Consider the following 14,823-nt stretch of genomic DNA (forward strand, 5'->3'; position numbering starts at 1 on the left):
ACAAAACGACATGGTAAAAATAGAATTGGATATAGAAGGCATCTCGTGGTACATAGAAACCACGTTGGAAACAGATACAGTTCCGGCAGCAGGTGACATCATCATTGTGGACAAGGACTGTATTTCCGAACGTGACAGTGCTGAATTATGGAAAACGCCGTCCAATCAGGTTTTCAAATGGGCGGACGAAGAAGATGATGCGCCCGTAATGGTATGGTTCGATTGCGAAACGGAAATGCTTGTCACTAAACGGACATGGAAATATGACATCGAGGAAGAAGAAACCGTGTGCATACTTGGTGTAAAATTTATTCACTATGAGGATTTATAGTTGCGACATCCGTTTTTATCATCCTCTTGGGAAACCGGGTATGGAATGATACGCAAAGCGTAAATATCGGGCAGACAGCCCGCCGGGAAGCATCGGCGGGCTGTTTCCATGATAGGGAAAACGAAAGGCTTCTTTGTTACTTTCTTCACCCGCTGGCAGGCTCACGGAAGAAAGTAACGGCGGCAAGCAGCCGCCGTCCTCTATCAACTGGTTTTAAGGCTCTTTATGGGCGTGTATTTCTCTAACCACACCTTTACCTGCTCCATGTTATATTCGCCCGTGATGATTGCCGTATGGTCGTCTATGGCTACAAACCGGACACTTTCATAGCTGTTTACCCAGCCTTGCAGGGAACAGACGCCCCACGTTTCCACATCTGCAAAAACACTGCGGTCTATCCGGCTGATTGGCTCGCCGAAAACTACCGTCATTATCTGAAAGTCCGGTTTGTCCTCCAACAGTTGCAAATGGTGCAGCGTGCCGAACTCGTCTATTTTGCGCCCCCACGCCCACACATCATTATACAAATCATCGCCCCACTGGTGCGGGTGGTCGAAACGGACTTTTACCTCTATGGTGTGTTCGTTTTCTTCTGTGTCCTCGATAACGCCCGTTACCATTAAGCCCGTAAAAATACACTCGCAACGCCTGCCGATAAGCTCCTTGTTTACTTCTGTCGTTTTCATGTCCCTAAAATTTACTTATTACTCCGTTCTTCTTCGCTACCCATTCGTCACGCCTGCGGCGGCACTCGTCCAGCGTTTTGGCTACCGTGCTGAAAAGTTCGCCGTCCGTGTAGCGGTAGTCATATTGAAAATAGATTTGTCCCCTGAAAGCCCCTAAACAGCATTTCACGAACTTTTCTTCTCCCGGTGTCTGGGTGATGCTTACCCCGTTTTTGTTAAGTGACTGCATGATGTCTTATTTTTTTATGGTTATAAACTTGGTTGTTTTTAGCGGGCAGGGCTTTGACACCCCGCCCGGATTGGTTGTTATGCCGCCCGGAACACAAAGCCGTCATCAAACCAGTAATCGCACATGAACAGGTCACGGGCGAACTGTTTGTAATCGAAATAGGTCTTTGCGAACTCCGGCAGGTCGTAACATTCTTCTATAATTTCATAGGCGAAATCTTCTTCATCGTCATATTCCCCTTGATATTCATCCCGGAAATCCCGTACAAGGTCGTCCGCATCTTCCTCGCCCAAATCATGGCTTTTATAGTTGCACCACACGAAAAAGGCTTCCTGCTCGGTGTCGCTCAAATCCTCCACCGCATCACGCAGGGCAAAGAAGTTTTCAGAAATCCAGCTTTCGTCGATTAAGCCCTCCGGCACGTTCTCCCAGTCCTGAAACATGTATTCCGCATCTTCCTCGTCCTTGTGAAGTTCCCGGCAGGCTTCATAAAATTCTTCCTTGTCCGAATAGTCCGAAAGGTCGAGCCATGCGCCGGACAATGAACCGTTGTTGTACTTGACATAAGTGCCTACATAAACTTTTGCTTCCGATAATACCTTTGCTTCCATATTGCTGTAATTTTTTAAGTTTTTAATTTTATGCGGATTTGAGAGGTGAGGGAGTTGAAGTTTCACTGAACTTTTTTCCTGTTTCCCGTAAATCCGACTTTTTTTTTATGCGTCTTCCGGTCGGGTCGGTCGTTTTCGTTTCACATAGGCGTAAAAGGGTAGTGTTTAGAGTTTGCAAGGTTTTGGGCAAAAAATACCTCGCAAGGCAGGGAAGATTTTTTCGCCAAACCGGAACGGCTCGACCTTGCAAAATCGTGAAGAACACGTAACTACCTTTGCCTATTGAAATGATTAAAACGACTGTCCCGGCTGGGGGACTGCGTAAGAGGAAGATTTACAGATAGGGAAACCGGGGAAAAGTGCCTGTTCTCTTTCATCTTTTAGGGAACACTCCATGCGGGCGGGAAAGGCAAGGGTGTTGTGAGCTTGCTTGCAATACGCTTGTGCGGGTTTCCAACGGCTCTTTTCACGGAATACAGTCAGCCATGCCACGCACGGCTGGCGTTTCGGGGAATGTGCCAGTTGGAAAAGGATATAAAAAATGCGGGTAGTCGGTGGACTGCCCGCAAGGTGGAAGAATGTACTTCATTGGGATATAGTTTGTTAGGCGGAATTTCGTTACCGAAATCGTTACCTATTCGTTTTTGTCACGGTTATAGGTAACGAAACCTACCGGACGGCGTTCTTTCTGTTGTTTCGACTGGCTTAGAAGCTGGGTAAGGGCTTGGTACAGTTCGTTGAACTGCGCATCGGTGCTTACCTCCAGTTCCTCGATGCGCCTTGACAGTTCCTCGTAACCGATTGCCATTTGGCGCATGAGGACAAAAGCCCGCATGATTGAAATGTTTACTTCTATGGCTACTTTGGAGCGGAGAACCGAAGAAAGCATGGCTACGCCCTGCTCGGTGAAAGCCATAGGCATAGCAACGCCGAAGTTGTAATCAGGGGGTATCACATTTTGTGATACCCCTATGGATAACAGCAAGTTAGCTTCCTCTTGGGTGAGTACAAACATAAAATCACCCGGAAAACGCTCGATATTGCGCTTGACCGCCTGCTTCAAGGCTCGTGTTTCCACTTGGTAGAGTTCTGCCAAATGATAATCGAGCATCACCCGGCAACCTCTGACCTCAAAAATCTTGTTTTGGATAATCTGCAAATCCATAATCGTATATTTTAGGAGATTTAGCAATGTTGGAATAATAGTAAGGACTGGTCACAAATTGTGACCAGTTCCCAATAATCAAGATTACATGGCGACTTCCTTGTAAATCTTCTCGATGCCGACAAACTTCTTGTCAAGCCCCTGCATATCGCTGCCTATCTTGCTGTTGGTGATGCGGGCGTAAATTTGCGTGGTTTCTATATTTGTGTGTCCCAGCATCTTGGACACCGTTTCAATGGGTACGCCCTTTGACAGCGTGGTGGTCGTGGCGAACGTGTGCCGGGCAAGGTGGAATGTCAGGTTCTTTTTAATACCGCATATATCGGCAATCTCTTTCAAGTAGGCGTTTAGCTTCTGATTGCTGATTACGGGAAGTATCTTGCCGTCCGGCAACTTGCCCTTGTACTTCTTCAAAATCATCTTGGGAATATCCAGCAGGGGGACATTCACGTCCGTGTTGGTCTTTACCCGCTTGGTGATTATCCAAAGGTTGCCGTCAAAGGACTTTTGGATATTCTCCTGCCGCAAGTTGGCGACATCGCTGTATGCCAGACCGCAGAAACAGGAAAAGACGAACAAGTCCCTGACGTGTTCCAGCCGTTCGGAAACCATTTTCTTTTTAAGGATGATTTTTATCTCGTCCTCTGTCAGATAACCCCTGTCCACTTTCTCCAGCCGGATTTTGTAGCTGGCGAACGGGTCGCCCACCAGTATGCCGTTGTTGCGGGCGATGATGATGATACGCTTGAAGAACTGCATGAACTTGGCGGTGGTGTTGTAGCCGCACTTGCAGGCGGTACGCAAATACAACTCAAAATCGGTAATGAACATCGGGCTTATCTCCTTTATGGATATGTCCGATACGTTGTACTTGCTTTGGATAAATTCAGCGAGGTGGCGGCGGGTCACTTCATATTTGCGGTAGGTCGCTATCGTCTTGGATATGCCCACAAGCTGCTTCACATCGTCATTGTGCTTTTGGAACAATGAAAGGATTGTTTCGTGGCTCTCGCTGTGTCCCAAGAACTCGTTTTTCACTTTCTCGGCGGTCACGTAGTTGTCACGCCGCTGCATTTCGTGGTAAATGGTATTCAGGGAAGAACGTATGTCGTCCAAAAGGGCGTTTATCCTCCCGGCATCCCTGCCTTTGGCTTTGCCCGCAGCCGTGTTCCAGTTGTCGGGCTGGATGCTCTGTTTCGTACTGAACTGGCAAAGTTTGCCGTCTATGGTGATGCGTGCCATAATCATAACCTCGCCGTTTTTCTTTTCAGAACCTTTCTTCAAATAAAAAAGAACCTTGAATGTCGATTTCATAACTCAAAATTTTTAGTTGCAAAATTAGTTTTTACCTCTCGTTTTCGAGTTATGCAGACTATGGACTAATATAGTCATTATCAGGTCATTTATGGACAATTCGTTACCGTTTTTGTCCGGCAGGGAATAGGTAACGATTTAGTAACGAAACTTTGTCTTTTACCGTACTTTTGAAGTCTTGGAAGCAGGACTTTCGGGCAATAAAAAAAGCCACAAATCATTGATTTGTAGCTTTTTGTCCGTTTGCTGACCATTTCTGTCCAGCACGTTCAGCGGAGAGAGGGGGATTCGAACCCCCGATACCCTTTAGGGGTATACACGCTTTCCAGGCGTGCCTCTTCAACCACTCGAGCACCTCTCCTTGTTCGGGGCGCAAAAGTAAGGGAAGTTTTTGGAATTACCAAATGTTCGGGCAAATAATATTAAAAGTCCGTTCAAGCAACCAATGCCGGAACGGACTTTCAACACTCAATAAAACATACTTATCATTACCGTGATCTGACTTCCCGTCTCATGAATATGACATACGAAAGGGCAAAACAGATAACAGTAGCTGCAATCAGTCCGGTGAGCTGCGGCCACACCACCAAAAGACTCTGTCCCAATGGCAGCGGGCTGGGAATGGCCCCCTGAACCTGCTCCATAGTGAGCGGCCCCAAACTTCTGACGGAAGGCATCAGCAGTGTTGTAGTCGCCTCATTGAACAGTTCGCTAGGTGCCAGACGCATCAGACCGAGAATAAATTTCTGGTAACTGACTATCTGATAAGGAGATGCCAGCTGCGAGGGACTCAACGCCTTGGCAACCAGGTTGACAATCATCGTATAGAACACGCTGAAAAACAACCATACCGCCACCGAAGCCAATGCCGAGGTGGCCGCCTGACGGAAGCAAAGCGAAAACAGAATGGCCAGATTCAGCCAGAATGCCACATAGAATACACTGATTATGAGAAAGAATACAATCCTCCAAAATTCTTCTGCTGTGGGAGGAATGCCTATCGCTATCAACCCGCAGCCCATTACGAGGAATCCCAGTACAAACAGCATTATACCTATCACAATCAATGCAGCCACGAACTTGGCATTGATAATGCAATCACGATGAACGGGCTGTGACAGCATACGGCTCAACGTCCCCTTGTTCTGTTCCGAATTTATAGCATCGAATCCCAGCGCAATCCCCAACAACGGCCCCAGAAAGTTGATAAACTGCACAAAAGAAGGCAATGTGCCGTCCGAGGCTGTGAACAACTTCAAGAAAAGGAACGAACCGTCCGGGTCATTGGGCTTGATGGCGGCACCTATGTTGGTAAGCGAGGTATAGAGTGAGCCCATGCACGTAAGCAAAATGATTCCCATCAAGATAATGAACCGCCAACTTTTCACATGGTCGGATATTTCCTTGTTAACGACTACCCCAAAAGGATAATTGACTTTATTCATGCCTTTCCCCTCCTTCCTCCATATAATGGCTATAAATATCAGACAATTCCTGATGCTTGTCCTTCAAATCAGACATATCAATCAAGGTGACCAGCTTCCCACTGTTGAACAGTCCCACGCGGTCGCAAACTTTCTGCACCTGGTCCAGGTGGTGGGAAGAGAACAAGACGGTCAGTCCCTCCTTCCGGCTCAACTGCCTAATGAGCTCGATGAACTCCTGAACACCGGCAGGATCTATTCCCGAAGTAGGTTCATCCAGGATTATAATTTCCGGATTTTTGATAAGCACGTCCGCCAGTCCCAATCGCTGGCGCATACCGCGCGAATATTTCCCGGTCTTCTTTTTCATCTGTCCGGCAAGCCCCACATGCTCCATCAGCTCCAGCGCCCTGACTTTCGCTTCGGCATCCGAAATGCCATTGAGACGCGCAGTATATATAAGGTTTTCCGGACCGGTCATGTCATCATAAAACCCCACATCTTCGGGCAGATAGCCTATCTTCCGCTTTACCTCGATAGGATGCCTGGTAGAGTCGATACCGCAAATCTCCACAGAGCCGGAAGTGGGTTCCGTCAGTCCCAGCATCATCAGGATGGTAGTTGACTTGCCGGCGCCGTTTGGCCCCAATAATCCGAAAATCTCCCCTTTACGGATAGTCAAGCAAATGCGGTCTACGGCAGTGAAGCGCCCATACTGCTTGGTCAAGTCTGTCAATGCAATCACTCGCTCGTCCATGCTCACCTCCTTCCATATTTACGGAACAGATAGCATACGGCACCTATGGCAACGATTATTATCAAAACGCCCACCCATCCCCATATCATCGGGGTTTTCACGGCAATGCGGAATTGGGCGTCTGTATTCACTTCAGGAGTTTTGGCCGTCATGGTAGCCACATAATCTCCGGGCAATGCCTTTTTGGATGCTTTCATGGTAGCTACGACATTGGCCGTTTCCCCCGCCTTCAGCATATCAATCTTCGAAGGCTCAAAAGACACTTCCCAGTCCACGGGCTTATTGGCAGAAAGCTGGATATCTTTCAACAATGAAGAGCCGGTATTCCGGACCACCAACTCGATACGCTTCACATCTCCCGCTGTGATTTCGGTACTCAACAATCCTCTGGGCGTGGACAATTCCATCTCGTAGGAACCCGTGACAACAACTTCCAGCTCCAAGTCAGCAGAAGTCGTACCGGTAGCCGCACGTACCGGAATCTTGTAATTGCCGGCTTCCACATTGGCGGGAGGGACAATCTCTATACTCACATTCTGGCTGCTGTTCGCTTCCACCTGGGCAGAAGTGGCCTGCTTATAGTTGGGCTTGAACACGACACTCCAGCCTCTGGGGGCATTGGCCATCAGCGCATACAGCTGCTGGTCGGCCGTCTGGTTTTTCAAAGTGGCATTGAAGGTAAAGGTGGACTTGGAATTGCCCTGCATATTGGGCTGGTCGGTAGTGAACTCGGTCTGGTAAGTTCCTTTCTGGGCCACGACCACCTCCAGCGGCAGTTTGGTTTCTCCGGCAAATACTGTGAAATGATAACTTCCTTTATTTACTTTTAGAGGAACTTCCACTTTCAAATTGAACGTTTTCTTTTCCTGGGGCAGTACAGAAAGCTGGCTGAGGGTCCAGCCGCCTGACTTGATTTCATGCTTCCAACTGCCCGGCAATCCATTGACCGAGAGATTTGCATTTGTAATCCCGTCCGTATTGTTAATCAAATCAATGCTGTAATCAATGGACGCTCCGGGCGTCACGGAAATTTTTGTGTAAGGAGTGTACAGAATAATGCTTCCAGATTCATCGGCATGTACACGATTTAAGGGAAAAGCTCCCAACAAAATAGCTAACAATAAAATACAATTTGTTCTCATAGTCATAAAAAAGTTCTTATGGTTGTTTTATTATGAATATTTTCCCAATTTGTGCGTTACAAAAATAAAAGATAGCTATATTAGCTGGTGTTAAAAGAAACAAAAGAATATAATTGCGGACACGATATACCCTACAATGACCTGCTTTTCTTATCTTTGCGATTCCTATTGATACAAACGAATACCATACCGACATGAGAATCCCTGAAATACGCTTACAGAACCAGCAACTGTCCACTCCACTCTTCCGCCACCCGAAAGAACTGGTCTCCTGGATGGGCGCCATGCAGGCACAAGACTATACAATGGTGAAATGGGCCGTAGGTATGAGGCTGAAGTCACCGGGAATTCAAGCTGTGGAAAAAGCCCTGCATCAAGGGGAAATACTGAGAACCCACGTAATGCGCCCCACATGGCACCTGGTAGCAGCAGAAGACATTCGTTGGATGCTGAAACTCTCTGCACAACGCATCAAATCTGCCAATGATTCCTATGCAAAAGGGCATGGTCTGGAAATCACGGAACAGCAATATGAAAGAAGCTACACCATACTTGGGAATATCCTCTGCGGGAAGCGAAGCCTGACGAAACAAGAGATTGCGGAACATTTTGAACATTCGGGACTGCTTGCAGACAACTACCACATGACCCGCTTCATGTCGCGTGCCGAAGTCGAAGGCATTGTGTGCAGCGGAGAATGCCGTGGACGGCAACACACCTATGCCCTTCTGGACGAAAGAGTTCCACCTACCCCCGAACTAGCGAAAGAAGAAGCGCTGGCCCGCCTGGCTACAGCCTATTTCCGCAGCCATGCCCCCGCTACCCTGCAAGACTTCTCCTGGTGGTCCGGTTTGCCTTTAACGGAAGCAAGGCAAGCCATTTCTCTGATAGAACCGGAACTGATGTCCGAACAATGGCACAGCCAGACATGGTACATCCATGACTCCTGCCGGACATTAGGAAAGGCGACCGACAGCCTGCACCTTCTTCCCTCCTACGATGAATACCTGATAGGCTACAAGGACCGGACGAACGTCCTACCCAAAGAAGACTATTCCAAAGCTTTCACCAACAACGGATTGTTCTTTCCGGTACTTCTCTATAAGGGGCATGTAGTAGGAAATTGGAACAAGGCGTCCAAGAAAAAAGAAATCTTCCCGGAGCTTTCGCTTTTCCGGAAAGATATCTGCCTGAAAGAGGAATTGCTGAACCAGGCTAAAGAAAGGTATGTCCGGTTCCTAACACATTAAAGGCGGTCATCGAAGATGTTCATTGAAGAATCTCTCTATTTTGCCGAATGGAATTACCTCTATATTGTCATACAAGTCTACATGGTTTGCACCGGGAATAATCAGCAGCTCCTTATTATCACCCTGCAACTTTTTAAAAGCATCTTCACTGAAATAACGTGAATGGGCCTTCTCACCGTGCAGCATCAACACTGCACTACGGATTTCATCACTATATGAAAGGATAGGCATATTGATGAACGAAAGCGGTGAAGTCTTGTTCCATCCGCGGTTAGAATTGAGTGACCGCTTATGATAGCCGCGCGGTGTTTTATAATAGGCATGGTAGTCCTTCACAAATTGTGGAGCATCGGCAGGCAACGGATCTACTACACCTCCTTCAAGAGCAAATGTACCGTTTCTATAATCCTCCGTACGCTGAGCATTAAGCTGGCGCCGCAATTCGTGCCGTGCATCGGCATTCATAGAATCAAAATAACCGTTAGCATTGACCCGGCTCATGTCGTACATGGTTGCCGTAACTGTAGCCTTGATGCGAGTATCGATAGCCGCTGCATTAAGCGCCATGCCTCCCCATCCACAAATACCGAGAATGCCGATGCGCTCTGCATCTACATCGTCACGGGTGGAAAGATAATCGACCGCTGCACTGAAATCTTCCGTATTGATGTCCGGCGAAGCCACATAACGGGGCTGGCCGCTACTTTCCCCCGTATAGGATGGATCGAAAGCAATCGTCAGAAATCCACGTTCTGCCAATGTCTGCGCATACAAGCCCGAAGCTTGTTCCTTCACGGCACCAAACGGACCACTGATGGCAATGGCAGACAATTTACCCGTCGCATTCTTGGGTACATACAAATCGGCAGTAAGTGTAATGCCGTAACGGTTGTGGAAAGTTATCTTCTTATGGTTTACTTTATCACTCTGTGGAAATGTCTTGTCCCACTCCTGAATCAGATTCAAATTCTCTTCCATAAATTTATTATCATTATTAGGATTATTTTCTGTTGCAGACAAATGTCCCGCAGCACAAAGGCTAATAACCATCGCCGCACATATGTTTTTTACCATGTTCTTCATCTCTACTTCTTTAAGTTTCGGCTGGAAATTCATTTCTTAATCCATTGCTTGACAGTTTCCCGGCTCGCTCCATTCAGCAGCCTGCCTTTTCCCCAGTTTATGTCGGGGTAATTCGTCTGTAATTCCTTTTCTGCATTAAAAATACTGCTGCTTCCCGAAGTGGCGAATGGAATAACCGTTTTACCTGCAAAATCACCGCTTTCTATAAATGTATTGATAATTCTTGGAGCCAAATTCCACCAAATAGGAAAACCGATATAAATAGTATCATACTCCGCGAGACTCCCCAGTTTAGAATACAATGCAGGACGCAATTTGGAATCCGACATTTCCACACTGCTGCGCGAAGCTTTGTCATGCCAGTCCAAATCAGTAGCCGTGTACTTTTTCGCAGGCTGTATTTCGTAGAGAGTCCCATCGACAGTTTCTGCCACCAACTTGGCAGCCCTTGCCGTTGTTCCCGTTGCCGAGAAATAAGCTACCAGTGTCTTACCACCTTTTTTCTGTGCGTTAACAATAATAGACAACAGCATAACTGCCATCATAAACAATACCAATCTTTTCATACGATATATTATTTAGTTGAAACATATAAATCCAATTGTTATAGCGATACAAAAGTAGCGGGTATTATTATTACATAGGTATCCAGATTACTGATTATATAACCCAAATTACTGATAGATGTCCGAGAAGAGAAATAAAAAACCCCGTAAAACCTTGATTTTACGGGATTTGTCATACTTTGAGTCCTTTTTGTCTTTGGAGTTCTGCGGAGAGACAGGGATTCGAACCCCGGGTGCCTCGCAGCACAACGGTTTTCAAGACCGCCGCAATCGACCACTCTGCCACCTCTCCTAAAAACTTCCTCTTCGAGAAGTACTTTTTCCTTAAAGCGGTGCAAAGGTACAAATCATTTTTAATTCTGCAAACTTCCTTTCTCTTTTTTCATGAATTAATAGTACTTTTGCACCATGATATATCCGCAGAACTTTGAACAGAAAATAGGTTTCGACCAAATACGCCAATTGCTGAAAGAAAAATGCCTCAGTACACTTGGCGAAGAACGGGTGATGGACATGGCATTCTCCGACCACTTTGGGGAGGTGGAGGAGCGTTTGGACCAAGTCACTGAATTTGTACGCATACTCCAAGAAGAAGACAACTTCCCGGCACAATACTTTTTTGATGTACGTCCGTCACTGAAACGCATACGCGTGGAAGGCATGTATCTGCATGAACAAGAGCTATTTGACCTGCGCCGTTCACTGGAAACCATACGTGATATTGTACGCTTCCTACAGAAAAGCGACGATGATGAGGAAGAGGGCGCTTCCCCCTACCCTTGTCTGAAAAGACTGGCGGGAGACATCACCGTTTTCCCACAGCTCATAGCAAAAATAAACGGCATCCTCTCCCCTTACGGAAAAATCAAGGACAATGCCTCTACAGAGTTGGCACGCATCCGCCGGGAACTGGCAAGTACTATGGGAAGCATCTCCCGCTCACTGAATAGTATTCTACGAAATGCCCAGTCCGAGGGCGTTGTGGACAAAGACGTAACGCCCACCATGCGTGACGGCCGTCTGGTCATTCCCGTTGCACCGGCACTGAAACGGAAAATACGCGGTATTGTACACGACGAGTCGGCCAGTGGTAAAACCGTATTCATCGAGCCTGCCGAAGTAGTGGAAGCCAACAATCGCATACGAGAACTTGAAGGTGACGAACGCAGAGAAATTATCCGCATCCTGACGGACTTCTCCAACCAGTTGCGTCCCTCCATCTCCGACGTACTGCTATCATATGAGTTCCTTGCCGAAATAGACTTCATACGTGCCAAAGCATTGTTTGCCGAGCAAATATCCGGACTGAAACCGGCTCTCGAAAACAAGCAACTGCTGGACTGGACAATGGCGGTACACCCACTCTTGCAACTTTCTCTCGCCAAACATGGCAAAAAAGTCGTACCGCTTGACATCGAACTGAATGAAAAGCAACGTATCCTCATTATCTCCGGTCCGAACGCAGGCGGCAAGTCCGTCTGCCTAAAGACAGTAGGCTTATTGCAATACATGCTGCAATCCGGACTACTCATCCCGATGCACGAACGCAGTCATGCCGGAATATTCAGCAGCATATTCATTGACATCGGTGACGAGCAGTCCATTGAAGATGATTTGAGTACCTATTCCTCCCACCTTACAAACATGAAAATCATGATGAAAAGTTGCAATGAACGGAGCCTCATCCTGATTGATGAATTCGGTGGTGGAACAGAACCCCAAATAGGAGGCGCCATCGCCGAAGCCGTATTGAAACGCTTCAACCAAAAACAGACGTTCGGTGTCATCACCACACACTATCAGAATCTGAAACATTTTGCCGAAGACCACGAAGGTGTAGTAAACGGCGCCATGCTCTATGACCGCCATCTGATGCAAGCACTGTTCCAGTTGCAGATAGGCAATCCTGGCAGTTCGTTCGCTGTAGAGATTGCCCGCAAGATAGGTCTGCCCGAAGATGTCATCGCCGATGCCTCGGAAATTGTGGGCAGCGAATACATCAATGCCGATAAGTACCTGCAAGACATTGTGCGCGACAAACGCTATTGGGAAGGCAAACGCCAGACAATACGCCAGCGTGAAAAGCACATGGAAGAGACTATCGAGCGTTATCAAACCGAAATCGAAGATTTGCAGAAATCCCGGAAGGAGATTCTGCGCAAAGCGAAAGAAGAAGTGGAGCAATTGATGCAGGAAGCCAATGCGCGCATCGAGAACACCATACGCTCCATCAAAGAAGCCCAAGCAGAAAAAGAAAAGACACGCCAGGCCCGCCAGGAATTGACGAACTTCCGCGAATCAATGGAATCGCTTACCAACAAGGAACTGGAAGAAAAAATTGCCCGCAAAATGGAAAAGCTGAAAGAGAAGCAAAACCGGAAAAAAGAAAAGAAAGCAGGCAAAGGAAAAGATGACGGGCTATCCGCCCAGGCTTTGGCAGAACAGCAGGCGCGGAAGGAAGCAGAACGCCTTGCAGCCATCACCCCCGGCTGCAACGTCAGAATAAAGGGACAAACCTCTGTGGGAGAAGTAATGGAAGTGAATGGCAAGAATGCGGTCGTCGCGTTCGGCAGCATCAAAACTACCGTAAAACTAGATAGGCTGGAACGTACCAACGCGCAGCCTAAACAAGCTGATGTGTCCACCAAAAGCACTTTCATCAGTGTCCAAACCCAGGACAGCATGTACGAGAAGAAACTACATTTCAAACAAGACATTGATGTCCGCGGCATGCGTGGCGACGAAGCCTTGCAAGCCGTTACCTATTTCATTGATGATGCCATCCTTGTCGGCATGTCACGCGTGCGTATCCTTCACGGAACTGGAACGGGTATCCTGCGCACGCTTATCCGCCAATATCTGGAAACCGTTCCCGGAGTGCGCCACTTTGCCGACGAACATATACAGTTCGGCGGAGCAGGCATCACCGTTGTGGACTTGAGTTAATGAATAATTGACAGTTGATAACTGATAGTTAAAGCTAAATCATAAATCTGAAATATATGAAATCAATCAAAGAACTCTACCGCATCGGTACCGGTCCATCCAGCAGCCACACTATGGGGCCGCGCAAGGCAGCTCAGATATTCCTGGAAAGGCATCCCGAAGCAGCCGCATTCCAAGTAACCCTGTACGGAAGCCTCGCCGCTACCGGCAAGGGACACATGACCAATGTTGCCATCACCGAGACACTGCAACCCGCAGCACCGGTAGAAATAATCTGGGAACCCAAAATATTCCTGCCCTTCCATCCCAACGGCATGAAATTCGTCTCTTTGGACAGCGAAGGCAAGGAGACCGACCAATGGACCGTATTCAGTGTCGGAGGCGGTGCCCTGGCAGAAGAGAATGACGGAGCATCATCCGTAAACACTCCGGATGTATACAAAATGAACAGTATGACCGAAATACTACAATGGTGTGAACGTACCGGAAAAAGTTACTGGGAGTACGTCAAGGAATGCGAGGAAAGCGACATTTGGGATTACCTGCAGGAGGTATGGAAAACCATGCAGGCTGCCGTAAAACGGGGATTGGATAGTGAAGGAGTCCTGCCTGGCCCTCTGAATCTGCGCCGAAAGGCTTCTACCTATTATATACGTGCCAGTGGCTACAAGGCTTCCCTCCAGTCGCGCGGACTGGTATTTGCCTATGCCTTGGCAGTAAGTGAAGAAAATGCGTCAGGTGGGGTCATTGTCACTGCACCTACCTGCGGTTCGTGTGGCATTGTACCGGCAGTGCTCTATCATCTGCAAAAAAGCCGGGAATTCAGCGACACACGCATACTCCGTGCCCTTGCCACAGCCGGACTGATAGGAAACATCGTGAAGACCAACGCTTCTATTTCGGGAGCGGAAGCCGGATGCCAGGCAGAGGTAGGTGTAGCATGTTCCATGGCATCAGCCGCAGCCAACCAATTGTTTGGAGGTAGTCCGGCACAAATAGAATATGCCGCCGAAATGGGATTGGAGCATCATTTGGGTATGACCTGCGACCCGGTTTGCGGACTGGTACAAATCCCGTGCATCGAACGTAATGCCTACGCCGCCGCACGCGCCTTGGATGCCAACCTTTACTCCTCCTTCACCGACGGCATGCACCGCGTGTCATTCGACAAAGTGGTGGAAGTCATGAAAGAAACCGGAAACGACCTGCCCTCCCTCTACAAAGAAACCAGCGAAGGAGGACTGGCGAAGGATTATAAGCCAATGTAGTTAGAGATTAGGGATAAAGGATTAAGGGGTCAATATGATTGCCCCCCCTAA

General features: G+C 47.8%; 15 protein-coding genes and 2 tRNA genes. 4 read left to right on the top strand and 13 right to left on the bottom strand.

What is annotated here, in order from left to right:
* The first annotated feature begins 10 nt into the window (after positions 1–10).
* Positions 11–331 (top strand): hypothetical protein, encoded by a 321-nt coding sequence (locus HUX74_RS16190; RefSeq protein WP_174647026.1) that lies wholly within the window; start codon positions 11–13, stop codon positions 329–331.
* Between the two features lie 203 nt (positions 332–534).
* On the opposite strand, the gene HUX74_RS16195 is transcribed toward HUX74_RS16190, so the two are convergent.
* The 10 genes from HUX74_RS16195 to HUX74_RS16240 all read right to left on the bottom strand — a co-directional run bounded on the left by HUX74_RS16195 (position 535) and on the right by HUX74_RS16240 (position 7,665).
* Positions 535–1,017: a hypothetical protein gene (locus HUX74_RS16195; RefSeq protein WP_055170729.1), complete on the bottom strand. Its 483-nt coding sequence runs from the start codon at positions 1,015–1,017 to the stop codon at positions 535–537.
* 4 nt (positions 1,018–1,021) lie between these two features.
* Complete coding sequence (locus HUX74_RS16200) at positions 1,022–1,246, bottom strand: DUF3873 domain-containing protein (RefSeq protein ID WP_174647027.1); 225 nt, start codon at positions 1,244–1,246, stop codon at positions 1,022–1,024.
* A 77-nt stretch (positions 1,247–1,323) separates the two neighbouring features.
* Positions 1,324–1,857 (bottom strand): antirestriction protein ArdA, encoded by a 534-nt coding sequence (locus HUX74_RS16205; protein ID WP_055295774.1) that lies wholly within the window; start codon positions 1,855–1,857, stop codon positions 1,324–1,326.
* A gap of 291 nt (positions 1,858–2,148) precedes the next feature.
* Positions 2,149–2,349 carry a hypothetical protein gene (locus HUX74_RS16210; RefSeq protein WP_081443384.1) on the bottom strand — a complete coding sequence of 67 codons (201 nt, stop codon included), beginning with the start codon at positions 2,347–2,349 and terminating at the stop codon, positions 2,149–2,151.
* 142 nt (positions 2,350–2,491) lie between these two features.
* A complete protein-coding gene (locus HUX74_RS16215; protein WP_005924231.1) occupies positions 2,492–3,022 on the bottom strand; it encodes an ORF6N domain-containing protein in 531 nt (176 codons plus the stop codon).
* A gap of 84 nt (positions 3,023–3,106) precedes the next feature.
* Positions 3,107–4,336, bottom strand: coding sequence for a site-specific integrase (locus tag HUX74_RS16220; RefSeq protein WP_117887855.1), 1,230 nt, complete (start codon positions 4,334–4,336; stop codon positions 3,107–3,109).
* A 273-nt stretch (positions 4,337–4,609) separates the two neighbouring features.
* A tRNA-Ser gene (locus tag HUX74_RS16225) sits at positions 4,610–4,697 on the bottom strand.
* 127 nt (positions 4,698–4,824) lie between these two features.
* On the bottom strand, positions 4,825–5,781 hold the full coding sequence (locus tag HUX74_RS16230; protein WP_005832505.1) for an ABC transporter permease: 957 nt from the start codon (positions 5,779–5,781) through the stop codon (positions 4,825–4,827).
* Positions 5,774–6,517 carry an ABC transporter ATP-binding protein gene (locus HUX74_RS16235; protein ID WP_117600371.1) on the bottom strand — a complete coding sequence of 248 codons (744 nt, stop codon included), beginning with the start codon at positions 6,515–6,517 and terminating at the stop codon, positions 5,774–5,776. The genes HUX74_RS16230 and HUX74_RS16235 overlap by 8 nt, the downstream gene beginning before the upstream one ends.
* Before the next feature lie 2 nt (positions 6,518–6,519).
* Positions 6,520–7,665, bottom strand: a complete 1,146-nt coding sequence (locus HUX74_RS16240; RefSeq protein WP_117600372.1) for an NEW3 domain-containing protein — start codon at positions 7,663–7,665, stop codon at positions 6,520–6,522.
* A gap of 188 nt (positions 7,666–7,853) precedes the next feature.
* Between HUX74_RS16240 and HUX74_RS16245 the strand changes: the two genes are divergently transcribed.
* Positions 7,854–8,909, top strand: a complete 1,056-nt coding sequence (locus HUX74_RS16245) for a winged helix DNA-binding domain-containing protein (protein WP_174647028.1) — start codon at positions 7,854–7,856, stop codon at positions 8,907–8,909.
* A gap of 6 nt (positions 8,910–8,915) precedes the next feature.
* Here HUX74_RS16245 and HUX74_RS16250 read toward each other — a convergent pair whose 3' ends face one another.
* The 3 genes from HUX74_RS16250 to HUX74_RS16260 form a co-directional block, all read right to left on the bottom strand.
* Positions 8,916–9,992: an alpha/beta hydrolase gene (locus tag HUX74_RS16250; protein ID WP_171030432.1), complete on the bottom strand. Its 1,077-nt coding sequence runs from the start codon at positions 9,990–9,992 to the stop codon at positions 8,916–8,918.
* A 29-nt stretch (positions 9,993–10,021) separates the two neighbouring features.
* On the bottom strand, positions 10,022–10,558 hold the full coding sequence (locus tag HUX74_RS16255) for a flavodoxin (protein WP_174647029.1): 537 nt from the start codon (positions 10,556–10,558) through the stop codon (positions 10,022–10,024).
* A gap of 207 nt (positions 10,559–10,765) precedes the next feature.
* A tRNA-Ser gene (locus HUX74_RS16260) sits at positions 10,766–10,850 on the bottom strand.
* Between the two features lie 116 nt (positions 10,851–10,966).
* Here HUX74_RS16260 and HUX74_RS16265 point away from each other — a divergent pair.
* Positions 10,967–13,504: an endonuclease MutS2 gene (locus HUX74_RS16265; protein ID WP_174647030.1), complete on the top strand. Its 2,538-nt coding sequence runs from the start codon at positions 10,967–10,969 to the stop codon at positions 13,502–13,504.
* A gap of 56 nt (positions 13,505–13,560) precedes the next feature.
* The gene (locus HUX74_RS16270) at positions 13,561–14,772 is read left to right on the top strand and encodes an L-serine ammonia-lyase (protein ID WP_117966895.1); all 1,212 of its coding nucleotides are present in this window, start codon (positions 13,561–13,563) and stop codon (positions 14,770–14,772) included.
* Positions 14,773–14,823: the final 51 nt, after the last annotated feature.

Source organism: Bacteroides sp. Marseille-P8574 (assembly GCF_902825465.1).
GTDB classification, from domain to species: domain Bacteria; phylum Bacteroidota; class Bacteroidia; order Bacteroidales; family Bacteroidaceae; genus Bacteroides; species Bacteroides uniformis.

What these genes read in the sequence shown, in the direction of transcription:
- HUX74_RS16190 (WP_174647026.1), top strand. Translation starts at nt 11, where the DNA reads ATGGTAAAAATAGAATTGGATATAGAAGGCATCTCGTGGTACATAGAA.
- HUX74_RS16195 (WP_055170729.1), bottom strand. Translation starts at nt 1,017, where the DNA reads ATGAAAACGACAGAAGTAAACAAGGAGCTTATCGGCAGGCGTTGCGAG.
- HUX74_RS16200 (WP_174647027.1), bottom strand. Translation starts at nt 1,246, where the DNA reads ATGCAGTCACTTAACAAAAACGGGGTAAGCATCACCCAGACACCGGGA.
- HUX74_RS16205 (WP_055295774.1), bottom strand. Translation starts at nt 1,857, where the DNA reads ATGGAAGCAAAGGTATTATCGGAAGCAAAAGTTTATGTAGGCACTTAT.
- HUX74_RS16215 (WP_005924231.1), bottom strand. Translation starts at nt 3,022, where the DNA reads ATGGATTTGCAGATTATCCAAAACAAGATTTTTGAGGTCAGAGGTTGC.
- HUX74_RS16220 (WP_117887855.1), bottom strand. Translation starts at nt 4,336, where the DNA reads ATGAAATCGACATTCAAGGTTCTTTTTTATTTGAAGAAAGGTTCTGAA.
- HUX74_RS16230 (WP_005832505.1), bottom strand. Translation starts at nt 5,781, where the DNA reads ATGAATAAAGTCAATTATCCTTTTGGGGTAGTCGTTAACAAGGAAATA.
- HUX74_RS16235 (WP_117600371.1), bottom strand. Translation starts at nt 6,517, where the DNA reads ATGGACGAGCGAGTGATTGCATTGACAGACTTGACCAAGCAGTATGGG.
- HUX74_RS16240 (WP_117600372.1), bottom strand. Translation starts at nt 7,665, where the DNA reads ATGACTATGAGAACAAATTGTATTTTATTGTTAGCTATTTTGTTGGGA.
- HUX74_RS16245 (WP_174647028.1), top strand. Translation starts at nt 7,854, where the DNA reads ATGAGAATCCCTGAAATACGCTTACAGAACCAGCAACTGTCCACTCCA.
- HUX74_RS16250 (WP_171030432.1), bottom strand. Translation starts at nt 9,992, where the DNA reads ATGAAGAACATGGTAAAAAACATATGTGCGGCGATGGTTATTAGCCTT.
- HUX74_RS16255 (WP_174647029.1), bottom strand. Translation starts at nt 10,558, where the DNA reads ATGAAAAGATTGGTATTGTTTATGATGGCAGTTATGCTGTTGTCTATT.
- HUX74_RS16265 (WP_174647030.1), top strand. Translation starts at nt 10,967, where the DNA reads ATGATATATCCGCAGAACTTTGAACAGAAAATAGGTTTCGACCAAATA.
- HUX74_RS16270 (WP_117966895.1), top strand. Translation starts at nt 13,561, where the DNA reads ATGAAATCAATCAAAGAACTCTACCGCATCGGTACCGGTCCATCCAGC.